The organism is Bifidobacterium tibiigranuli (assembly GCF_022655035.1).
GTDB lineage: Bacteria > Actinomycetota > Actinomycetes > Actinomycetales > Bifidobacteriaceae > Bifidobacterium > Bifidobacterium tibiigranuli_A.
On the sequence record NZ_JALCUA010000003.1, the window covers coordinates 80,275 to 101,707 of the forward strand.

Sequence of the window (21,433 nt, forward strand, 5' to 3'; positions counted from 1 at the left end):
AGTGCTGAACCGTTAAGCACGCAGCCCAGTGGGCTGCGGGTAGGTGAAGTGAGGCCCCGCTAAGGGGCCGAAGGACGGTGCGCAGCACCGTTCGCTCACAGACTGACTAGTGGATCGAAAAAGCCGCCGCGGTCCTTGCCGGAAACCTACTGTGCAGGGTCGTGCTGGATGGCCTGGGGCAGCTTGGTCATTTTGTCGGCCGGCACGCAGCCTGCGATGCTGGTGATGTTGCCACCGGCGACAGGAACCTTCTTCTGCGTCTTGAGATCGTTGAAGGTCGCGCCCAGCACCACGTCGATAAGATTGTCCTGGCGGTCGTCCATTTTCAGGATGGCATCAGTGAAGTTCGCGCCGACCGTATACGCCTGCGGGATGGCGCCCTTGCCGAAGTAGATGGTGGTGCGCTCCACATTCTGCCGATTGTAGGTCTGGATGGCGGTCACTTTGAAGTTGCGATTCGCCAAGGCGTCACCGACGGCTTTGGCGAATCCGGTGAATTTAGTGCCGTTCAGCAGCCGCACGCTCACGCTCGCATTGTCCGCGTACTTGCTGGCGTTGCCGTCCTGATCCTTCGGCGCACATGGCACCTGGACGCCGTAATTCGGCTGTGCCGCGGGCGACGTGCTGGCCGCCCGGCCCAGAATGTGCGTGTAGAAGAGCGTGGCGATGATCAGCGCGACGACCAGCACTGTGGCAACAATGCTGAATACGATGGTCTGACGGTGGCGAACGTACTCCTTGCGCGCCTCGCGCTCATCGAATGCTCCGGTCATATCCCTGATCCTCTTTGCTCCAAGCCAGTATCTGAATGCACAGTGGTTGCATGCACGGTTGCATGCACCATGTCTGGATTCACAGTACCGTCACTGGCTGACGCCTCGCAGGACCCCATGGCCCGGCTCAGCGTCGTGAATTCCTCGATGGTCAGCGTCTCGCCCCGCCGGGTCGGATCGATGCCGGCTCGGGCGTAGGCCTCGTCGGGCACCAGGCGGCGCAACGCGGCGTGCAGCGTCTTGCGACGCTGGCCGAACGCAGCATCGATCAAGCGGAACACCCGTTCGCGCTCGCCGGGCTCATGCGGTTCTTCGGTGTGGGTGGTGTGGATGGTGTGGGTGTTGGAATCAGCGGTGTTGTTGATGCCATCGGTACTGTCGGCACTGTCGCTGTTGTCAGCAGCGCCACCGTCGGGATGGCGGTCACTGCTGCGCGAGAAGGCCACCAGCGCCGAATCGACGTTGGGCGCTGGCCAGAATACGTTGCGCCCTACGAGTCCCACCCGTTCGGCGGTGCCGTACCACGCGAGCTTCACACTCGGCGTGCCGTAGACCTTGCCGCCGGGCGTCGCCGCCAACCGGTCGGCGACTTCCTTTTGCACCATGACGAGAAAGTGGTCGAGATTGTCGAATCGCTCCAGCAGCGTCAACACAATCGGCGTGGCCACGTTGTAGGGCAGGTTGGCGACGAGGGTGAAACGTTCGCACGATTCGAGTCTTGGCAGATCGCTCGGCTGCAGGGTCAGCGCGTCGCGTTGCAGCACGGCGAAGCTGCCTTGCGCCTGCGGCATGAACTGCGCCACGGTTCGCGGCAGCCGTGCGGCCAACTCCGGGTCGATCTCCACGGCGTCGACTACGGCGCCGGCTTCGAGCAGCGCCAAGGTCAGCGAGCCAAGCCCCGGGCCGATCTCAAGCACATGGTCGCCGGGCTGCACACCGGCTTCGCGCACGATGCGCCGCACGGTTCCCGGGTCGATGACGAAGTTCTGCCCGTATTTTTTCGTCGGGCTGATGCCGGCTTCGGCCGCGATGCGGCGGATGTCGGCCGCGCCGAGCAGATGCCCGCTTGCGTCAGCTGCGTTTGCGGCTCCGCTCGGTTCATCGACCGGTAGCGGCGCGTGCTGCCCCGCATGGGGCGGCGTGGACGCCATCAGTACCATCCATACTTGTTGGAATGCGCCCATGCTGCAGACGGGCTGCCGTAGACACCTGAGATGTAGTTCAGCCCCCAGTCAATCTGGATGGCGGCGTCATCGCGCCAATTGGCGCCAAACACAGCCATCTTGTTGCCGGGCAGCGACTGCGGGATGCCGTAGGCGCCAGAGGAGCTGTTCTCCGCGTACCATTGCCAGCTCGATTCCCGGTTCCACAGGCTGACGAGGTCGCTCCAATTCTGGCCGGTCCAGCCATATTGTGCGGCTGCTCCGGCCGCGTAGGCCTGAGCCTGGGCCGCAGAGGGATGCCATAGCCCGGTGGGCTGGGGAGCAGGCGCCGGTGCGGGTGCAGGGGCTGGTGCCGGAGCGGGTGCGGGCTTTGGTGCAGGTGCAGGCGCGGCAGACGTAGGCGCAGTCGTAGGAGTGACCGGCTGTGCAGGTGCGGGAGACGTCGATGGCGTGTCGCTCGGGCTCGGCGTGGAGCTCGGCTGCTGGCTTGGCGTCGCTGTGGCATCGCCACTGGCACTGCTGCTGGGGCTGCTTGTGCTGGAATCCGACTTGCTGTCCACTTTTGCCTTGCTGTCGTCCGTCGATGTGCTGGGCTTATCCGGCCCTACGGCGACGATGCGATCGATTGCGACCTTCGTGGTCGTCTGCGACTGCACGCTTTCGCTTTCCGCCTTGCCGTCGACGTAGGTGACGTCGATCACGTCCTGGCGCTCGCCGTCCACGCCCTGGCGTTGGATCACCGTCTGTCCCGGCTCAAGCGAGGGGTCGATGATGGTCTGGGTGCTGAAGGGGATGGCAACAGTGCGCGTCTGCTCGCCGTGGGTGACGCGCTGTACGCGCAGTATGGTTTCGGTGCCGTCCTTCTCAACGCTGATGCGGTCGTTCTTGCCGGGCACGATGCCTTTGGAATCCAGGATCGAGGCGGCGGGGAGGCGTCCATCCGGTGCCTGGGAGGTCTTGCCGTCCGCGATGACGGTGACTGGGCCGTTGGTGTTGATGACCAGACCGCCGGTTAGCTTGTTGTAGATATTGCCGATGTTGACGGTGATTTTGGAAGCCTGATGTTCGTTCTCAGCGAAGAAGCCCAGCAGCTGATTGGCGCTGGTGGCCACCGTCCAGAAAGGAACTTCCTTGCCGTTGATCGTAATCGTGGTCTGATAGGCGCTGCGCACCGTGACCACGGCATGGTCGGTGAGGCTCCTGCCCGACGTGGATTGCACGAAATCGTGTGTTTTGATGTCCACATGCTGCTCCTGCAGCAGCCTTGCCACGCTCGTCGCATAGGTGCTGACTGTCCGGGTATCGCCGTTGACGCTCAGCGCGACGGTTTTGCGTGCCGTGAGCCCAAAGGTGAGGCCGGAGGCCAGCACAAGGGATACCACGCAGCAGATGATGCGGATGCGCCGGAGCGTCACAAACCGCTGCGGTGTCCACCGATATGCCATATCGTCCTCATTCCTGCTTTGCCGATGCGAGGCACGGCTGCGCCCCGCACGGATGCTACGGCTTGCATTCTACCGTTTTCTGGCCTCGCGGTCAGCAAGGAGCACCAAGCGTCAGCTATTTCCTTACATTTGCGCCGAAGCTGCGAGGAAACTGTGGCATGGCTGCGTTGGAGCTGCGCCGGTGCTGTAGCGGTGCTGTAGCAGGACTGTGAGTTGGCTGTGCTGAGCTGTGACAGGGTTGCGCTGTCGGTAGCGCGAGGCAGTGTGCCGCAGGCATTGTCCGAATTTCCCGGGGAAGTGCATCATCGCAGTTCCCCGGAGAAGTAGTGGGGGGCGGAAGAGAAGGGGATTTTTCCGCCCCCCTTGAGATGACACCGGTTGGGGTGGTGCCATCTCGACGGTCAGAAGTCTCCAGTTGGGGGGTTAAGACTTCTGACACCTTACTCGAGGGTAAGTTTCTTTCAATCGTATGGAATACGTAGCTACCACTCTACGCCATCCCTCACGATTTCGAGCCTCCTGTCGGGATCGAACCGACGACCTGCCGCTTACAAGGCGGCCGCTCTGGCCATCTGAGCTAAGGAGGCCTGCCTCGCTCCTGCGCAGGTCGCCGCACAACCGGCGGTGGCGATTTACGGGAACGAATGACAAGCATAGCAGCCGCACACAAAGTACGATAGCGTATGTCGCGTGTTGCTGCCCCACAACTCGGAGCTTACGTTACTCCTTTATGCGACTGGCATATAGCCGGATGCCGCTCGCGCGTGTCAGCCGGGCTAGCCCAGGCTGACAGGCTTGCCGCTTGCGCCGATCGACGGCAGCTGGCCTTCCTTGCCGACCTGGCTCGATGTGAGTCCGATCGAGTTCAGCACGGCCGTCTTCAAGTCCATGCCAAGGCTGGAAACCTTGGTCATGTCCAGCGTTGTGCCGTTGAAGGTCACGGTCGGCGTGGTCATGGCGCCCTTGTTCTGGCCCTCCGTGTTCCACAGCTCGGGGCGCTTCGGCGTGTAGGTGTTGATCGCGCTGAGCCAGTCCTGGTACTCGCGGCCGAAGGCCTTGCTCGCCACCGACTCGGGCACGCCGGCCTTCAGCGCTTGCTCCTTGAGGGCGTCGTCGCTGACGGGCTTGTAATTCTGGCCCTCCTCGGGCTGGAAGTTCGCGGCGTAGATGCTGGCGATGAAGCTCACCAGGTGGTCCGGATTGTCGTCGTGGCCGGCGATATAGGCGATTGCGCCGGATGCGCGGCTGGAATATTGGTCGGTGGACGACCCGTCCAGGAAGGACATCGGATACAGCTCAAGATTGATCTGCCCGGCATCCATCAGGGACTTGAGGGTGGGGTCGACCTCGCGGTTGAAGTTCGCGCAGCCGGGGCACAGCGGGTCGAAGTACTCGCCCACCGTCGGCACGCCCGCCACCTTCTTGCCGTAGCCGTCCTTCGAGATCAGGAAGCCGCCCTTGTCGTTGGCACCCTTCGGCGTGCTCTTTACGTTTTGCAGCTGCGAGTAAGCGTCTTGGACGGTGAGATTCTTCGTGGCGTTGCTTTTGTGGACGTTGTGGTAGACCACGATGCCGATGACCGCGATAAGCACCACGACGATGGCAACGACCACTGCGCCGATGATCGTCTGCTGCCGGCGCTCCTTGGCCGCCTGCTCGGCCTGCGCCTGCTGCGCCGCCGCGGTCGCGGCCTGGCGATCGGCGCGCGCCTGGCGCTTGGCCGCCTTGTTCTTGTTGTCCTGACTGTTCGTGCCTGCCATGCCTGTCCTTCATGCTGTGATGAATGTTCATGCTATTCATACTGGTGGAGGCCGTGCCGCGTGTCCAACGCGGACTCTCCACGACCTTTCACACAATTACCGCCGCCCATCATAACGGATGACCCTGTATGTTCGGGCAATGGGGCGTAAAAGTTTGCTGGTGTTTGGTGGGGCAGGGGCTTGGCGTTTGTGGCTTAGTGCTTTGTGCTGAGATTCGGCGGCGTGAGTTGGCGGAGGCTGGGCACGTCTATGTGTTGCCTATGTGTACGGCCTACGCGTACGAGGCCAGGGCCATCAGCGGCTCCCAGGATATCGGCTGGTTGGCTGCCAGCACGGCCAGCGCCGCCAGCGTTACGAGTACCCAGAGCGCTGGCATGAGCACGCGTTTCCTGAGCAGGCTTGTGCCTGTGTTTGCGCGTGGCGGTTCGGTGCCGGTTTCGGTGCTGTTCGCTGGGAGCTGCTGCCGCGCTTCGCCTGCGTATCCACTGCCCGCATGCGCCTGGTCTGCGCCTGTTGCGGCTGCCTTGTCTGCGCGCGGTTTCGGCGGTGCGGTGAGCAGCGAGCCGGCTCCGAGCGTAAGATTCGCCGAGCGGATGACGAGCACTGCAAACAGCCAGCCAAAGCCGCCGGCCGCGCCCAGCGCTGCGGCGCTTGCCGACCAGGTGCCTCCGGGCGGCAACAGGAGGGGCACCGCCCAATTATGCAATTGCACGTACACTTTGGCGACCGGCAGCGGCACAACGAGTGCGGCCACAGCCGTAATCAGCGCCGACGATACCAGCAGCAGCGCCGCGTGGCCGAGGGCTGCTGGCAGGGCTTTGACGATATGCCAGGGCAGCGTGGCCAGGCGCAGCGCGGTGTCGCTGCCTTTGCGCACTCCCCCGCGCCTGGCCTCGCGATCCAGCTGTGCGGACTCGTTGAAGCCGGCGGCGAACAGCATCCACAGCAGCACGGTAACGGTGATTAGCGCTATGACGGGCATTCCGGCCATGAGCAGCCCCACGGGGATCGTGAGCATCCACAGTGCGATGCGGCCGCGTGCAAGCGTTTGGGCGCGCCTGATATCCGCAGGGTTGGGAGGCATGGCTTCCGGAGCCGTAACGACTGGCTGCTGAGTGCCTGCCGGGTCTGGCGTGGATGCCTGCGCTGCGGCTGGCACTGCAGTCGCCGGTGCTGTCGATGCGGGGACAAATCGGGGCGCGAACTCTGGCGTGGGAGCTGGTGTTGATGTAGGGAGGACTGAAGTTGGGGCGAATGCCTGTGCATCCGCATCGTTCGGATATGTTGCGGCAGACGGTGTCAGCGGGACCGTCAACGGCATAGTGGCCGATGATGTAGCGATTGATGGCGCTGCGGTCTGCGAATTGATGAACGTGGTATCTGATGACACGAACTGCGTGGCTGCTTCATCAGGTGCTGCGAAGGCGGTCGAGCGACCCGCCAGGCGTTGCAACGCCGGACGTGTAGCAGGGTCGATTGCCGTCGTAGGCATAGCGGCATCGGCGTTATCCGGATTGCTGCGGCTTGCAGCGCGCAGATTGACGGTTTCCTCGCCCTGCGGATTGGGTATGCGTGCGAAAGGTGTCGTGCCGTCTTGCCGCAGAGAGACTGTGGGCGCTGCTGCAGATTGCTGCAGCGACGTCGGCACGGTACGTGTTTCGCCGTCCTGATTCGCAGGCACCAGCATCGTCGGCGCTGCATTGCTGCGGCTTGCAGTTGGCGTGTCAGTATGCGGCAGCAGTTGCGTCCCGGCGTCGTCACGGGGCCACAGCGAGCGTGGATTGTCCGGATTGACGGTCAGCGACGGCATGGCGCGAGTTTCGGCCTCCGGGCCGAAATCGCCGGACTCAAAAGGGCGCATCGCCCCGTTTCCCTGTGGCTCGTGCCCTTGCAGTCCTTGCTGCCCCTGTGAATTGCCGCCGTTCGGGGCGAGCTGATTGGTCGAGTCGGCGGTCTGGCTGTTCAAGCCGTTCTGCCCGTTCAAGCCAGCCGAGCCAGCCTGCGCATCCTCCCACGCGAAGGGATTGAGTGCATCAAGCGAGATTGCGCGCAGCAGCTCATCCGGCGAATTGCGTCTGCGCGGATTCGGGTTCAGCGCCGTGCGCAGGGCGGCCATCGTGCCCGCTGGCAGCCCGGTGAGATTGGCATTGCCGGAGGCCTCGCGTTCCAGCACGGCCATCATCGGCTTCGTGCCGAACACCGGGTGACCGGTAGCCGAGAACGCCAGCACCGAGGCAAGCGACCACCAGTCGGTGGCCTCGTCGGATTCCGCGCCGTCGATGATTTCCGGAGCGATGAATCCGGGCGTGCCCATCACCAGCCCGGTGCGGGTCACATGGCTTTCGCCCTCCCCCATCGCGATGCCGAAATCCACCAGCACCGGCCCGCTCGCCGAGATCATCACATTGGTCGGCTTGATGTCGCGGTGCACGATGCCTGCGGCATGCACTGCCTTGACCGCGTCAATGAGCTTGCGCGCCAATCGTTCCAGATCGTCGCCGGTATACCGGCCGTTCGCGTCGACATCCTGACGCAGATTCTTGCCCTCGATCAACTCGGTGACGATGAAGGCCAGCGAATCGTCAAGCTCCATATCCACGATGCTGCACACACCCGGATGCCGCACCTTCTGCAGCGCCATCGCCTCGCGGCGCAGGCGCTCGCGGGCCGTGAGCTGGTCGCGCTCGCGCCCTTGCCTGCCGTCGTCGGAGCCATAGCCGTTGCCATTGGCTGTCTGATTGCCGCCGTTGCCTATTCCATCATCGCCCGGCCCGACTCCCATCCCGTCGTCCGGACCCTCCTCGGCAAACGAGTCGCGCAGTATCTTCATCGCATAGGTCTGCCCGCCCCCGTCGCTCACCCGCCAGACAGACCCCATGGCACCGCCGCCCAGCCGCGAGACCAGCTCGTAGCCGCCCACAACCTCGCCAGGCTCCAGATTCATCGCGTTCAGATCGCTCATGCCTCCCATCCTAGCCAGAGGTCGCGCTCAACGATCTCGCGCTCGGGCTGCACTCGCAACGCCTCCTAGGGTTGCGTGCCCCATCTGAGCTCGCTCACTCCTGCCCTTAGCGTCACAAAAGGGGCACTGCTCCATACCGACTGCCCCTTTCGTGACGCTAATTTGAGTTAAGCGTCACAAATGGGGCACTGCGTCAAAGATAATGCCCCTTTCGTGACGCAAACCCCCGGTCTAGCGTCACAAAAGGGGCATAACGCACCGGTACTTATCCACAACACGCCGAGAGACCAACCCTTCGACCACATTGCCGTGATTTCATATGCTGCGATGGCGGTTTTGGATAGCGTCATGGTATGAGACGTCATGATGTGGTTGAAAAGATTATTGCTCGGGCGGAGTCGCAGGGCCGATTCTTCTCAGGGGCTACCCCGGCAGAGCGCAGGGCCATGATGCGCCGCGTGCATGCAGGGGAATTGCTCTGCATATATCGCAATGTATATGCGCGGACGGAGCATGCGCGCACGCTTAACCCCACACAGCGTTCTGTGCATCTTGTACGAGCCTTGGCTCTCCTGCATCCTGACTGGGTATTCGCTGGCATAAGCGCTGCAGCCGTCCTTGGACTTGAGCACTCGTGGTCGCTCCATCGCGCCGGGTTTGTCTATATTGCTGCACCGCACTCAGTCAACACAAACCGTCATCCGAAATTGAGATGTATCCATGACCCCGTCGTCAGACCGTATCGGTGTGAGAATGTGCTGGTCACCTCTCCTGCGCAGACGCTGGTGCATTGTGCGGCTCGCTATCCGTTCGTGCATGCGATGCCCATGGTCGATTCCGCGCTGCGGCAAGGACTGACGAAGAAGGACGCGGTTGCGGCGGCGTGCGGTCAGGTTATGAACAGGAAAATCGTGGATGCGGCTGAGATGGACATGCTGCTGCGCTATGCCGATCCCTTGAGTGAGAACGGCGGCGAGTCATTTTGCCGAGCGGTGACTATCGAGGAGGGGTTCCCGGCACCGCAGCTGCAGCAGGAGTTCGTTGACCCGCGTAATCCGTCAGTCATATACCGCGTCGATTTCGTGTGGTATCTGCCCGACGGCCGCATCATCGTGCTGGAATACGACGGCGCGGGCAAATATTCCGATACGCAAATGACGCAAGGGCGCAGCATACGGTGGGTTGTACACGATGAGCGCGAGCGGGAGGCAGCATTGCGGCGCGCAGGTGTGCACACGATTATCAGGACGGATTTCGACGAGGTAAGCAAGCGAGTCGGGCTAATCGCCAAACTTGAGCAGGCGGGCGTGCCGAGGCTTGGTGTCGATGCGCGAATGGCTGCATCAGCGGCCGGACCTGCTGCATTTGACTTCGAGCGGGCTTGAAGTCGTAGTCTCGGGGCTATCGGGCCGGATAGGCCGGCTTCGCGGCGGAAGGATGTTGACATGGCTAAGAAACAGACGGCAGGGCGTGAGCGATTGGGCGCATTCGCACCGCAATTCGCGACGTTCAATGATGATGTGCTCTTCGGCGAAGTGTGGAGCCGCGAGAATGAAATGTCGGCGCACGACCGCTCGCTGATCACGATTGCCGCGCTTATCAGCACAGGCAACACCGAGCAGCTTGGCGACCACTTACGCATCGGCAAAGGCAACGGCATCACGCGCGAGGAAATCGTGGAGGAGATCACGCAGCTGGCGTTCTACACCGGCTGGCCCAAGGCCTGGTCGGCGTTCAACCGGGCCAAAGAGGTCTGGGGCGAGCCGGAAGAGCCGGGCGGTGAGACCAGCGGGGCTGAATAGGGCTGAGTTTTCCGCAACGCATGCGCAGAGCTCAACCAACACGGCAACCAGACGCAACCAGACGACAACCCACACAAAGGAACCATTATGAACAATCCCAGCGTATTCCCCATCGGCGAGCCGAACAACGCATACGCCCAGTATTTTGACGGGCAGAGCTATCTGGCGCCGCTCGCATCCGACAGCACCGTGCAGGTGAGCAACGTGACCTTCGAACCGGGCTGCACCAATCATTGGCACATTCACCACAAATCCTGCCAGATTCTGCTGGCAGTGGGCGGCCGCGGCTGGTACCAGCTCGAGGGCCAGCCGGCACGCGAGCTCAAACCCGGCGAAACGGCCTACATCCCGCCGGAAACAAAGCATTGGCATGGTGCATGCGCTGACGAGCCCTTCGCGCATATCGCCATCATGGCCCCGCAGGAAGGCGCGTGGAACGAATGGCTCGAACCGGTCGACGCCAAGGCATACGCCGAGCTTCGGTAGGAACTGCTGCGGGGCAAGCTGAGACCAGTTGGGCCGCATCGTGTCGCCTCGCCGCAGCGATCGGCAAGGGCAAACGCACACAATCACGCAGGATTGCAGATACGGGATTACAGATAAAAGGGCACGAAATAAAGGAGCAACTATGGAAACGGTAACGCTACGCAATGGCGTGGAGATGCCGGTGCTGGGCTACGGCGTGTATCAGGTGACGCAGGAGGAGTGCGAGCGCTGCGTGCTGGATGCGCTGGATTGCGGCTATCGGCTGATCGATACGGCGCAAAGCTATTTCAACGAGGAGCAGGTCGGCGCGGCGATTGCCAAGTCGGGCGTGCGGCGCGAGGACATCTTCCTGACGAGCAAGGTCTGGCTTGAGCATTATGGCTACGATGCCGCGAAAGCGTCGGTGGAGGAGTCCATGCGCAAACTGGGCACGGACTACCTCGATTTGATGCTGCTGCACCAGCCGTTTTCCGATGCCTACGGGGCGTGGCGTGCGCTGGAGGACCTGTATGACGCAGGCCGGATTCGCGCGATCGGCATCTCGAACTTCTATGCAGATCGTATGGTGGAGTTCGCGAACTTCAATCGCATCGTCCCGATGGTCAACCAGATGGAGACCAATCCGCTCAACCAGCAGAGCGAGCTGCTTGAGTGGGCCGGCAAGTACGGCATCCGGCTTGAGGCGTGGGCGCCGTTCGGCGAGGGGCGCGGCGGACTGTTCGAAAATGAGACGCTCACGAAAATCGGTGCCAAGTATGGCAAAAGCCCGGCGCAGGTGATGCTGCGCTGGAACATACAGCGCGGCGTGGTCGTGCTCCCCAAGTCCACGCACCGCGAACGCATGCAGGAGAACATCGACGTGTTTGATTTTGCGCTCAATGACGAGGACATGGCGGCGATTGCCGCGCTCGACACCAAGACGAGCCAGTTCTTCGACCACCGTGACCCGGCGATGGTCGAATGGTTCGCACGCATGGTCGAGGAGCGCAAGCGCAACCACGACAGCGCATCAGAAAAGAAGAGTTGGTAGGAGGAAGCCGCATGAAAGCTGTTTCGTTCGGCCTTACTTGGTGCTGCGCCTCCTCTGTCGGCTGACCTCCGATTGACTTCAAGTACTTGAAGTCAATACGCTTCACGGTATGACCATGACTGATGAGGGCACTGACGCGCACGCCGCTGAGAAAACAGCTAAGAGCAGCGCGGGCGGCAAGCCTGCCGATGCGATTTGCCCGGCAGACGCACATTGCCCTACGACGCAGGCATCAGGAGATGCCCGCTTCACGCGCTGGCACTCCATCCGCGAGGCCTCGGCGTATTCCGGGCTGCCGGAAAGCACGCTGCGCTATTACGAGCAAATCGGCCTCATTCCGCTCATCGCACGCGACCCGAGCTCTGGGCATCGTGCCTACACTGACGATAATCTGCAAGCGTTGTCGACTATCGCGTGCCTGAGCGCCACAGGCATGTCGTTGACGCAGATGCGCGATTACATGGCGAACCGGTCAAACGGCGACGAGGGCGCGGAACGTGAAATTGAGCTGCTTCGTGGGCAGCAGAAAAAGCTTGACGAGGAACGGCGATTTCTTGCGGTTCGTTCAGAGTACGTTGCCCTCAAAATCCGCTACTGGCAGGCGGTCAAGGCAGGTGACGCCGATCAGGCAGCACGCATCGGCAGCGAGGCGTCGGCGAAAATCGGCGCATTGCGGCAGCGGGGTAGCGCAACGACCCAGGTGGAATGACTCACATCAAATCGACCGACTGCATCGTATTGAGCGTGCATTGAGCGCATTCAACCAATCCATTCAACCAGTTCATCAGAACACCTATCAATTACAAGGAGCAAACATAATGTCGAACATGCTGAACGAAAGCTACACGCTGTCCAACGGTGTCACCATCCCCAAGCTTGGCCTGGGAACATGGCTTATCGATGACGACAAGGCGGCGCAGGCGGTGCGCGACGCGGTTGCGATCGGCTATCGCAACATCGACACCGCCGAGGCCTATGGCAACGAGCGCGGCGTGGGCGAGGGCATCCGCACTTGCGGCGTGGATCGCAAGGACATCTTCGTCTCCACGAAGCTTGCGGCGGAAATCAAGGACTACAACGGTGCTGCTGCGGCCATCGACGAGTCGCTGCGCAAGGCCGGACTGGACTACTTCGACCTCATGCTCATCCATGCGCCGCAGCCGTGGAATGACTTCCGCGGCGGCGACTACGCCGAAGGCAACCGCGCGGCTTGGCGAGCTCTCGAAGACGCCTATACGGCCGGCAAGCTGCGAGCAATCGGCGTCGCGAACTTCACCGAGGCGGACTTGGAAAGCATCTTCGCAACCGCCACTATCACTCCGCAGGTCAATCAAGTGCTGGCCCACGCGGGCAACACGCCATTGGATCTGATTGGCCACTGCCAGTCGCGCAATATTCTCGTGCAGGCATACTCGCCGATTGCGCATGGCGCGATTCTGCACAATCCGCAGCTCGCCGCAATGGCCGAACGGTACGGCGTGAGCGTCCCGCAGCTGTGCATCCGCTATACGCTGCAGCTCGGCACCCAATCGCTGCCCAAGACTGCGAATCCGGAGCACATGCGCGCCAATGCCCAGGTCGACTTCGCGATCAGCGGCGACGACATGGACGCGCTCAAAGCCCTCGATGCCAAGGACTACGGCGAGGACGCCGCATTCCCCGTGTTCAGCGGCAAGTAAGCGGTTTCGGCGGTTTAGGTGCTGGCCGTCGGCAGCACGCGCACCCGCCGTTTTGTGCAGGTCATGTGCCTCAGGGTGCAAATCAGGGATGTTCAGGGTCGCTAGCCAAGGTGGGAGTGCTATCTTAGCAAGCGGACAGGCAGACAGAGCCGGGCCGAGTGTTGCAGCAACACGTCTCATACCGAGTCCCGGAAACGGGGCGACGCAGAGGACGGGGGTTTCAGCCGGGCTTTGCATCCGCCGGATCTAGACAGACCTCGGGCAACACGTCGGCGCCCAGCGCGGCGAGACGGTCCGAGAACGTTCAGGATGGCATAGCGACCGGGGAGAGTATGCGGCAGAGCACGCGCAAGACAATCAGCTTCATTGTGCCGGCGTTCAATATGGACGAATATCTGGACCGCTGCGTCGGCTCGCTGGTCGCCGCGCAGTCGGTTGACGACATCGAGGTCATCATCGTCGACGATGGCTCGAGTGACGCCACGGCCCAGCTCGCAGATGCCTGGGCCGCGAAGATGCCTGGCATCGTATGCGCGATACACCAACCCAACAAGGGCCACGGCGGCGCAGTCAACACCGGCGTTACGCATGCTCGCGGAGCATACGTCAAAGTCGTGGACGCGGACGACTGGGTGGGGGCGGACGCCTTGGAACGCGTGCTTGAGGTGCTGCGCGGGCAGCAGGGCAGCGAGGATCCCGTCGATCTGCTCATCACCGACTACGTGTACGACAAGGTCGGCAAGCGGCACAAGCACGTCGTGCGCTTCGACAATGTGATGCAGCCCAACGCAAGGCTTACGTGGGACGACTTGGGCCGTTTCGGCGTCTCGCAATACTTGATCATGCACTCGATCACCTACCGCACGGACGTCTTGCGCCGCTCGGGGCTGCGGCTTCCGGAGCACACGTTCTACGTCGATTTCATTTACTCCTATCAGCCTTTCCCGCAGGTGCGGACGCTGATGTACCTCGATGTGCCGTTCTACCATTATTTCATCGGCCGCAGCGGTCAGTCCGTGCAGACCGACGTGATGATTCGCCGCGTCGATCAGCTGCAGCTGGTCAACCGTGCGATGGCCGAAGCCACGCCCGAGCCGGATATGGTGCCCGAGGGCCTGTATCGCTACATGATTCACTTCTTGTCGATCAACAGCGTCGTCACCAGCGCTTTCCTGATTCTTTCGCGGGACTCGCGCAACTATGCGGCCAAGACTCGGCTCTGGCAGCGCATCGACACGATGTCGCCAGCCATCGGCCACGACGTGCGCCACAAAGTCGTCTCCCGCGCCATCAACCTGCCCGGCAAAACCGGTCGCTTCATCGTCCGTCAAGGCTACCGCGTGGCCGAGCGCATCGTCGGCTTCAACTAAGCGGCAGCGCGTGCGGGCTGGCTTGTGCCGGGCGCGTTGACTGCATCATTTGTGCCAAATTACTAGCAGCATTTGTCGTGAATGATGCCATAGCCCGCGTGCCTAGGCTTGATGCTGGCTAGCGACCGATACCTCAGGCCTATATCCCGGCTCAACACCCAGCCCAATACCGTCCAAAACCAATGCCGCAAACCTCACAACAGATTATGTGAGCAATTGAGCAGTTTGTGAATGAGACGACATCTGCCTGCACGGGTCCAGCCACAATAGGTAGGTACATGAACACAACGGCATAATGAGGTGCCGCTGGTCATAGAAGAACAAGGAGGCTCAACTATGCTGTCGATCAATATGGCTGACGTCGTGGCAGTGCTGCGGTCGTTGATACCGTATCTGGTGGCTGCCGGGGTATTGCTGCTGTTGGCAATCATCATCACCATCGCGGTCAACAAGAAGACGGTGCAATCCGTCGGTGCTCGCAAGATGATTCATGCCCAGTCGTGGATCGTGGCGCTTATCGGCATCGTCGCGGCATTTTCCATGATGCTGACTGGCCCGATGTCGACGCTGCTCAATAATGCGACGATTACTAAATACCAGCTCTCGCAAAGCACGGTTGCCAAGGCGAACACGCTGGCCAAGGACGTGCAGACCGAAGCGGTCACGATGCTGAAGAACGACGACGCCAATCTTCCGCTGGCAAACAAGAAGGTCAACGTCTTCGGCTGGGGTTCCACGAACCCCGTGTATGGTGGCACCGGCTCAGGCTCGATGTCGGAGCAGTACAAGACGACTTCGCTGCTCGATGGCCTCAAGGAGAGCGGTTTCCAAGCCAATCCAAGCCTGACTAAGCTCTACACCGACTATCGCAAGGACCGCCCGGTGGTGGGCATGTTCGCTCAGGACTGGACTTTGCCCGAGGTTCCTGCCGCACAGTACAGCGACTCTCTGATGCAGTCCGCCAAGGACTATTCGAATGAGGCGGTCGTCGTCATCACCCGCGTGGGCGGCGAGGGTGCCGATCTGCCCGAGAATATGAGGGCCAAGGGCATCACCTACCACGACAATTCCAAGGATTACCCCGATTTCCAGGATGGTGAGCACTTCCTGCAGCTCAGCCAGACCGAGAAGGACATGCTCAACCTGGTCACGAAGAACTTCAACAAGGTAACGCTGGTGTACAACGGCGCGAACACCTTCCAGCTCGACTTCGTCAATTCCTATCCGCAGATTCGCTCCGTGCTGTGGTGCCCTCCGGCCGGCCAGACCGGCTTCACCTCGCTGGGCGGCGTGCTCGCTGGCAGCGTCAATCCTTCGGGAAAGACCTCAGACACCTTCATCAAGAATCTCAAGAAGTCGGTCAGCTACAACAACTTCGGATACTTCGCCTACAAGAACGCGGACGAGTTCGCGCAATCCGTCACCGGCTTCACCGGCAAGACCACCAACGTCACGCCTACCTTCGTGAACTACTCCGAAGGCATCTACGTGGGGTACAAGTTCTATGAGACCGCAGCAAAAGAGGGGTTGATCAACTATGCGGACACCGTCCTCTATCCCTTCGGCTACGGGTTGAGCTACACCAGTTTCGAGCAGAAAATGGGCGATATCACCCATGGCAATGGCAAGGTCTCCTTCGATGTGACCGTTACCAACACCGGCAAGTCTGCTGGCAAGGACGTCGTCGAAGTCTACTATGACCCGCCGTATACCGATGGCGGCATTGAGAAGGCTGCGACCAACCTCGTGACCTTCGAGAAGACTAAAGAGCTCAAACCCGGCGAGTCGCAGAGCCTATCCGTCGCTTTCAAGGACAGCGACATGGCATCCTACGACCAGAAGGGCGCGAAGGCATGGGTGCTTGAAAAGGGCGATTACGGCGTTTCCATCCAGTCCGATTCGCACACGGTACTTGATTCCAAGACGGTGACGGTTGCCGACACCATCACGTACAACACCAAAGACAACACGCACAACGGTGACAAGATACCTGCGACCAACGAGTTCGACAATGCACAAGGAGACGTTGATTATCTGTCCCGTGCCGGGCATTTCGCCAACTAAGCAACTGCGACGGCTGCTCCGACCAACTTCAACATGAGCGACAAGGCCAAGGCAGAGTTCACGAACAACGGCAACTACAAGGTCGCCGATCACAACAAGTCCTCGGATGCGATGCCGACGACCGGAGCTAAGAATGGCATCAGGCTCGCCGACATGCATGGCAAAAGCTATGACGACCCGCAGTGGAGCAAGCTGCTCGACCAGCTGACCTTCAAGGATATGGATACGCTGATCGCTATGGGCGGCTACGGCACTCAAGCCGTCAAGTCCATCGGCAAGGTGCAGCTCACCGATGCAGACGGCCCCGCCTCGCTGAACAACAACTTCACCGGCGTTGGCTCGATTGGCTTCCCTGCCTCCACGGCGTTTGCTTGCACGTGGAACCGGGATCTGGCCAAGCAGTTCGGCGAGATGATTGGGCAGATGGCTCACGATATGCATGTGGCCGGCTGGTATGCCCCAGCGCAGAACATCCACCGCAACGCCTTCTCAGGTCGCACCTTCGAATACTTCTCCGAAGATCCGCTGCTTTCGGGCGTAATGGCGTCGAGTCAGATAGCGGGAGCCAAGGAGAAGGGCGTCTACTCGTTCATGAAGCATTTCGCAATGAACGATCAGGAAACGAACCGAACCGAGATGCTGCTGACCTGGTCCAATGAGCAGGCCATCCGCGAAACCTACCTCAAGCCCTTCGAGATGAGTGTGAAGGAAGGCGGCGCGAGTGCCGTCATGAGCTCCTTCAACTACATCGGGCCGGTCTACTCTGGAGCCAATCCAGCGTTGCTCAAGAACGTGCTGCGTAATGAGTGGGGCTTCCGTGGTTTCGTGCTCACCGATTATTTCGCCGGCTACGGCTACCAGAACGGCGATCAGGAGATTCGCAACGGCAATGATTCGATGCTTGCCACCACCGATATCACCAATCATGTGAAGGACAAGTCTGCGACCTCGCTGCTTGCGATGCGTCAAGCCTCGAAGAACATCCTGTACACGACAGTGAACGGCTGGCAGTACGCCAACGGCGAGCCGAAGGTGGCCACGCCGGTATGGCGCACCGCGCTCTACGTGCTGTGGGGCATCACTGCGCTGCTGGTGCTTGGATTCGAGTACTTGGCGATTTCTCGATTCCTCAAGCGTCGGAAGACCGCCGAGTCGGCTGAGACTGGTGTGCCTGCTGAAACCTCTGCTTCTGCCGAGGTCTGATATCCGCTAACGCACTGGATGGATGCGCTATTCACCGGTATCGTCCAGCACTTGAACTGCTTGGTTTCCTAACTTCTGCCTAGGGAGGCGGGAAGCCAAGCAGTTCAACACCTGACAGTCCATAATGTCAAAAATGACAGAGTTCAAAATAGCGATTTTGTTCAAAATTGCAGAGTTCAAAATGGCCAATCTGTTCAAAATTGCAGAGTTCAAAAATTGCAGAGTTCAGAATTGCGTAGCCCGGAATTGCGTAGCCCGGAAAATTGCGCAGTCGAAATTGTACACAGGCTGCGAACGGAACCAATAACCGATTGCGCGACCGATTGTGCGGGCGAACGGACAGGTTGTGCGGGAGTGCGGTCGTATCGGCGGCGCTGCTGGACGATTGCAGACAGGAACGCGAAGGAGGAGCAATGAATCTCGAGAAGCTTTCAGTTGAGGAGCGGGCGACGCTGCTGTCGGGCGGCTCGGAGTGGGATTCGCGCGGCAATGAGCGGGCTGGGGTGCCGAGTTTTGTTATGAGCGACGGGCCGCATGGGGTGCGGCGTCAGCTCGGCGAGGGCGATCACCTCGGGCTTGGGGCTTCGAAGCCGGCGACCTGCTTCCCCACGGCCGGGACCGTGGCCAATTCCTGGGATCCTGATCTAGCCGAGGAGATGGGCCGTGCCTTGGGGCGCGAAGCGCATGACCTCGATGTGAATGTGCTACTTGGTCCGGGCATGAACATCAAGCGCAACCCCTTGTGCGGCCGCAATTTCGAATACTATTCCGAGGATCCGCAGGTGGCTGGGCGCATGGCGTCCGGGCTGATCAAGGGCATCCAGAGCAATGGCATCTCGGCCTGTCCGAAGCATTTCGCGGTCAACAGCCAGGAGCTGCGCAGACAGGCGTCCAATTCGGTGATTGACGAGCGCACGATGCGTGAGCTGTATCTGACGGCCTTCGAAATCGCGGTGCGCGAGGCCGCGCCGCACGCCATCATGACTTCCTACAATCAGATCAACGGCGTGTACGCGCATGAGAACAGGCACCTGCTGCAGGATATTCTGCGCGATGAGTGGGGCTTCGACGGCATGGTGGTTTCGGATTGGGGCGGCTCCAATTCGGCTGTTGCCGCAGCGAAAGCGGGCGGTTCGCTGGAAATGCCATCGCCCGGCTATACCTCTGTACGCGAGCTGATTGCCGCTGTGAAAGCCGGCGAGCTGCCTGAAACCGATCTCAACGCGCGTGCGGCCGAGGTCGCCAAGATTGCGCAGCTGACCCATTTTGAGGGTGTCGGGCGCGACGATCTGCTGCGCGATGATATCGCCGCTGCACACCACGACGTGGCCCGCACTGTCGCCGAGAACTCCTTGGTGCTGCTCAAGAACGACGCCGTGCTGCCGCTGCAGCCCGGAGTCCGTTTGGCTGTTATCGGCGACATGGCTTGCACGCCGAGGTTTCAGGGTTCCGGCTCGTCCAAGGTCAACGCCACGCGCGAGGAGAATCTGCTCGACGAGCTCAAGGCGTGCGCAGGCGTCACCGTGGCCGGTTATCGGCAAGGCTACGAGCGGCAGGGAGCGCACAATCCTGCGCTTGTCAACGATGCCGTTGCGCTGGCTGGCCGGGTCGATGTGGATGCCGTCATTGCGGTCGTCGGGCTCGATGAACGCAGCGAATCGGAGGGGTTGGACCGCGCCACCATGGACATGCCGCAGGCGCAGAACGAGCTTATCGCTGCGCTGAAAACCGCAGGCAAGCCGATTATCGTCGTGCTCGTCGCCGGTTCGCCGGTTGAGCTGCCGTGGCTTGACGACGGCATCAACGCGGTGCTGTATGTCGGGCTTTCTGGCCAGGCCGGGGCCTCGGCCGCTGTGCGAGTGCTCACCGGCGCGGTCAATCCGTCCGGGCATCTGGCGGAGACGTGGCCGCTGCGCTACAACGACTGCCCGAGCGCTGGGTGGTACCCCGAGACTGGCCGCGACGTGATTTACCGCGAGGGCCCCTTCGTCGGCTATCGCTATTACGAAACCGCGCACGTCCCGGTCCGCTTCCCCTTCGGCTACGGACTGAGCTACAGCGATTTCACTTACTCCGGCCTGAGTTTTGATGGGCACAGCATTGACGAGCACAGCGTTGATGGGTACGGTGCGGACGGGCGCGGCGTGAGCTTCGTGGTGACCAACGATTCCGACATCCCCGGTGCGACCGTCGCGCAGCTCTACGTTGCCGGTCCTGCTGGGCCCGAAGGCGGCGTGCTGCGGCCCGCCCGTGAACTCAAAGGCTTTAGGAAAATCCGCCTTGGCGCTCACGAAAGCAAGGTCGTGCACATCGCCTTCGACCGCTATACCTTCCGGCATTACGATGTTGCCGCCGGAGCCTGGCGCACGCAATCCGGGCAGTGGATGCTGATGGTCGGCACGAATGTCGAAGATCTGCCGCTCACGGCCCCATTCACCGTGACCGGTGACGACAAGCAAACCGTGCCAACTGATACAGTGCCCTCCGACCGCGCCCTCGGCCATTACCTGACCGGCGACGTCAAGCATGTTACCGATGCCGAAGTGGCTGCGCTCTTCGGGCATGAGATGATCCTCTCAGGCGCTCCGAGCGTGTTCGGCGTCAATGACCCGATCTCCTCATGGAAGGATTCCAAAGGCTTTGCGGCTCGCACCATAGCGCGGACGCTGATCAAACGCGAGGCGAAGATTCGCGAGAAAACGGGCGCACCCGATCTCAACGTGCTTTTCATCCTCAACATGCCGCCGCGCGCGATGAGCAAGATGACGCAAGGCATGGTCGACTCCGCGATGGTCGACGCCGTCGTGCGCATAGCCAACGGGCACACGTTGCGAGGAGCCGGCGCCTTCATCGCGGGATTCTTCCGCAACCGCCGCGCCAACAACCGTCTAGCGAAGGAGCTGAGATCATGAGGGACACGACAAGCAAGGAAGCGGAGCAAGCACCATCCGCAGTCCTCGCCGATGAAGGCAACAGCAGTGTGGCGAGCGAAACGCAGACTGACTCCACTCCGAAGCGTGCCACCCCGAAGCGCGGCGGCGCGATTCGCGCGTGGATTGACGCTCATCCGAATATCTGGGAGTTCATTCTGTTCAATGTCCTCTCGAACATTTCAACGATCACGCGCTTCGTGGTGGCATGGGTCGGCACGGCAGTCTTCGTCTCCGCGATGGGACTGACCGCGCCCTTCGGCTTCCTCATCTTCAACTACACCTCCGCGGGCTCGCACGGCCTAGGCGGATTCCTGACCTTCCTGCTTGCCGAGGTGCTCGCGCAGATCGTGAACTTCATCGTGCAGATGAAATGGGTGTTCAAATCCGATTCCAGCTTCGCCGATGCCGCTTGGAAATACGCCATGCTCGCGGTGCTCATCGTCGTGGTGAATCTGGTGCTGCCGGGTTACGTGACCTCGCTGTGCATCGGCTGGGGCATGAATTCGGGCGTCGCCGCGACCGTTGCCTCGGTGGTCAACACGCTGCTGGCGGTGATTGTGAGCTATCCGCTGCTCAAATTCTGGATTATGCCGAAGAAGTAAGGCGGGCCCAGTTCACACTTTTTGGCGCTGCCAGAAAAAGTGTGAGCCAAACGCACAATTCGTGTTCGGCTCCGCATCATAGGCAATGCATAAGCAATGTTGAAATTCTGTCATATGTATGGCAAGAAGTTAACATCTTCCATGTGCGATTGGCTCACACT

12 protein-coding genes, 1 tRNA gene and 3 pseudogenes are annotated in these 21,433 nt (G+C 61.1%); 10 read left to right on the plus strand and 6 right to left on the minus strand.

The features are described from left to right. Positions 1-146 precede the first annotated feature (146 nt). From LKK40_RS04715 to LKK40_RS10755, 6 genes and pseudogenes are all read right to left on the minus strand, one after another. A complete protein-coding gene (locus LKK40_RS04715) occupies positions 147-773 on the minus strand; it encodes a LytR C-terminal domain-containing protein (RefSeq protein ID WP_304309615.1) in 627 nt (208 codons plus the stop codon). Positions 774-880: 107 nt separating this feature from the next. Beyond that, positions 881-1,924 (minus strand): annotated as a pseudogene (gene rsmA / locus LKK40_RS04720) (16S rRNA (adenine(1518)-N(6)/adenine(1519)-N(6))-dimethyltransferase RsmA); the annotation flags it as partial. Beyond that, positions 1,924-3,381, minus strand: a complete 1,458-nt coding sequence (locus LKK40_RS04725) for a G5 domain-containing protein (RefSeq protein WP_304309617.1) — start codon at positions 3,379-3,381, stop codon at positions 1,924-1,926. The gene LKK40_RS04725 and the pseudogene rsmA, both read right to left, overlap by 1 nt. Positions 3,382-3,894: 513 nt before the next feature. Beyond that, a tRNA-Thr gene (locus tag LKK40_RS04730) sits at positions 3,895-3,968 on the minus strand. A 189-nt stretch (positions 3,969-4,157) separates the two neighbouring features. Continuing rightward, a complete protein-coding gene (locus LKK40_RS04735) occupies positions 4,158-5,141 on the minus strand; it encodes a DsbA family protein (RefSeq protein ID WP_304309619.1) in 984 nt (327 codons plus the stop codon). A gap of 1,993 nt (positions 5,142-7,134) precedes the next feature. After that, positions 7,135-7,971: pseudogene (locus tag LKK40_RS10755) on the minus strand (serine/threonine-protein kinase); the annotation flags it as partial. An 887-nt stretch (positions 7,972-8,858) separates the two neighbouring features. On the opposite strand from LKK40_RS10755, the gene LKK40_RS04745 reads away from it, so the two are divergent. The 10 genes and pseudogenes from LKK40_RS04745 to LKK40_RS04790 all read left to right on the plus strand — a co-directional run bounded on the left by LKK40_RS04745 (position 8,859) and on the right by LKK40_RS04790 (position 21,272). Continuing rightward, a complete protein-coding gene (locus tag LKK40_RS04745; protein WP_304309622.1) occupies positions 8,859-9,488 on the plus strand; it encodes a hypothetical protein in 630 nt (209 codons plus the stop codon). A 60-nt stretch (positions 9,489-9,548) separates the two neighbouring features. Then, on the plus strand, positions 9,549-9,905 hold the full coding sequence (locus tag LKK40_RS04750) for a carboxymuconolactone decarboxylase family protein (RefSeq protein ID WP_304309624.1): 357 nt from the start codon (positions 9,549-9,551) through the stop codon (positions 9,903-9,905). An 87-nt stretch (positions 9,906-9,992) separates the two neighbouring features. Continuing rightward, the gene (locus LKK40_RS04755) at positions 9,993-10,391 is read left to right on the plus strand and encodes a cupin domain-containing protein (RefSeq protein WP_304309626.1); all 399 of its coding nucleotides are present in this window, start codon (positions 9,993-9,995) and stop codon (positions 10,389-10,391) included. A gap of 142 nt (positions 10,392-10,533) precedes the next feature. Beyond that, on the plus strand, positions 10,534-11,421 hold the full coding sequence (locus LKK40_RS04760) for an aldo/keto reductase (protein WP_304309628.1): 888 nt from the start codon (positions 10,534-10,536) through the stop codon (positions 11,419-11,421). 109 nt (positions 11,422-11,530) lie between these two features. Beyond that, positions 11,531-12,130, plus strand: a complete 600-nt coding sequence (locus LKK40_RS04765) for a MerR family transcriptional regulator (protein ID WP_304309630.1) — start codon at positions 11,531-11,533, stop codon at positions 12,128-12,130. A gap of 109 nt (positions 12,131-12,239) precedes the next feature. Beyond that, entirely contained in the window at positions 12,240-13,100 is an 861-nt protein-coding gene (locus LKK40_RS04770) for an aldo/keto reductase (protein WP_304309632.1), read from the plus strand. A gap of 332 nt (positions 13,101-13,432) precedes the next feature. Then, positions 13,433-14,470 carry a glycosyltransferase family 2 protein gene (locus tag LKK40_RS04775; RefSeq protein WP_304309633.1) on the plus strand — a complete coding sequence of 346 codons (1,038 nt, stop codon included), beginning with the start codon at positions 13,433-13,435 and terminating at the stop codon, positions 14,468-14,470. A gap of 336 nt (positions 14,471-14,806) precedes the next feature. Continuing rightward, a pseudogene (locus LKK40_RS04780) lies at positions 14,807-17,737 on the plus strand (glycoside hydrolase family 3 N-terminal domain-containing protein). A 413-nt stretch (positions 17,738-18,150) separates the two neighbouring features. Then, on the plus strand, positions 18,151-20,649 hold the full coding sequence (locus LKK40_RS04785; protein ID WP_304309635.1) for a glycoside hydrolase family 3 C-terminal domain-containing protein: 2,499 nt from the start codon (positions 18,151-18,153) through the stop codon (positions 20,647-20,649). Continuing rightward, entirely contained in the window at positions 20,646-21,272 is a 627-nt protein-coding gene (locus LKK40_RS04790; RefSeq protein WP_304309636.1) for a PTS cellobiose transporter subunit IIC, read from the plus strand. The genes LKK40_RS04785 and LKK40_RS04790 overlap by 4 nt, the downstream gene beginning before the upstream one ends. The last annotated feature ends 161 nt before the right edge of the window (positions 21,273-21,433 follow it).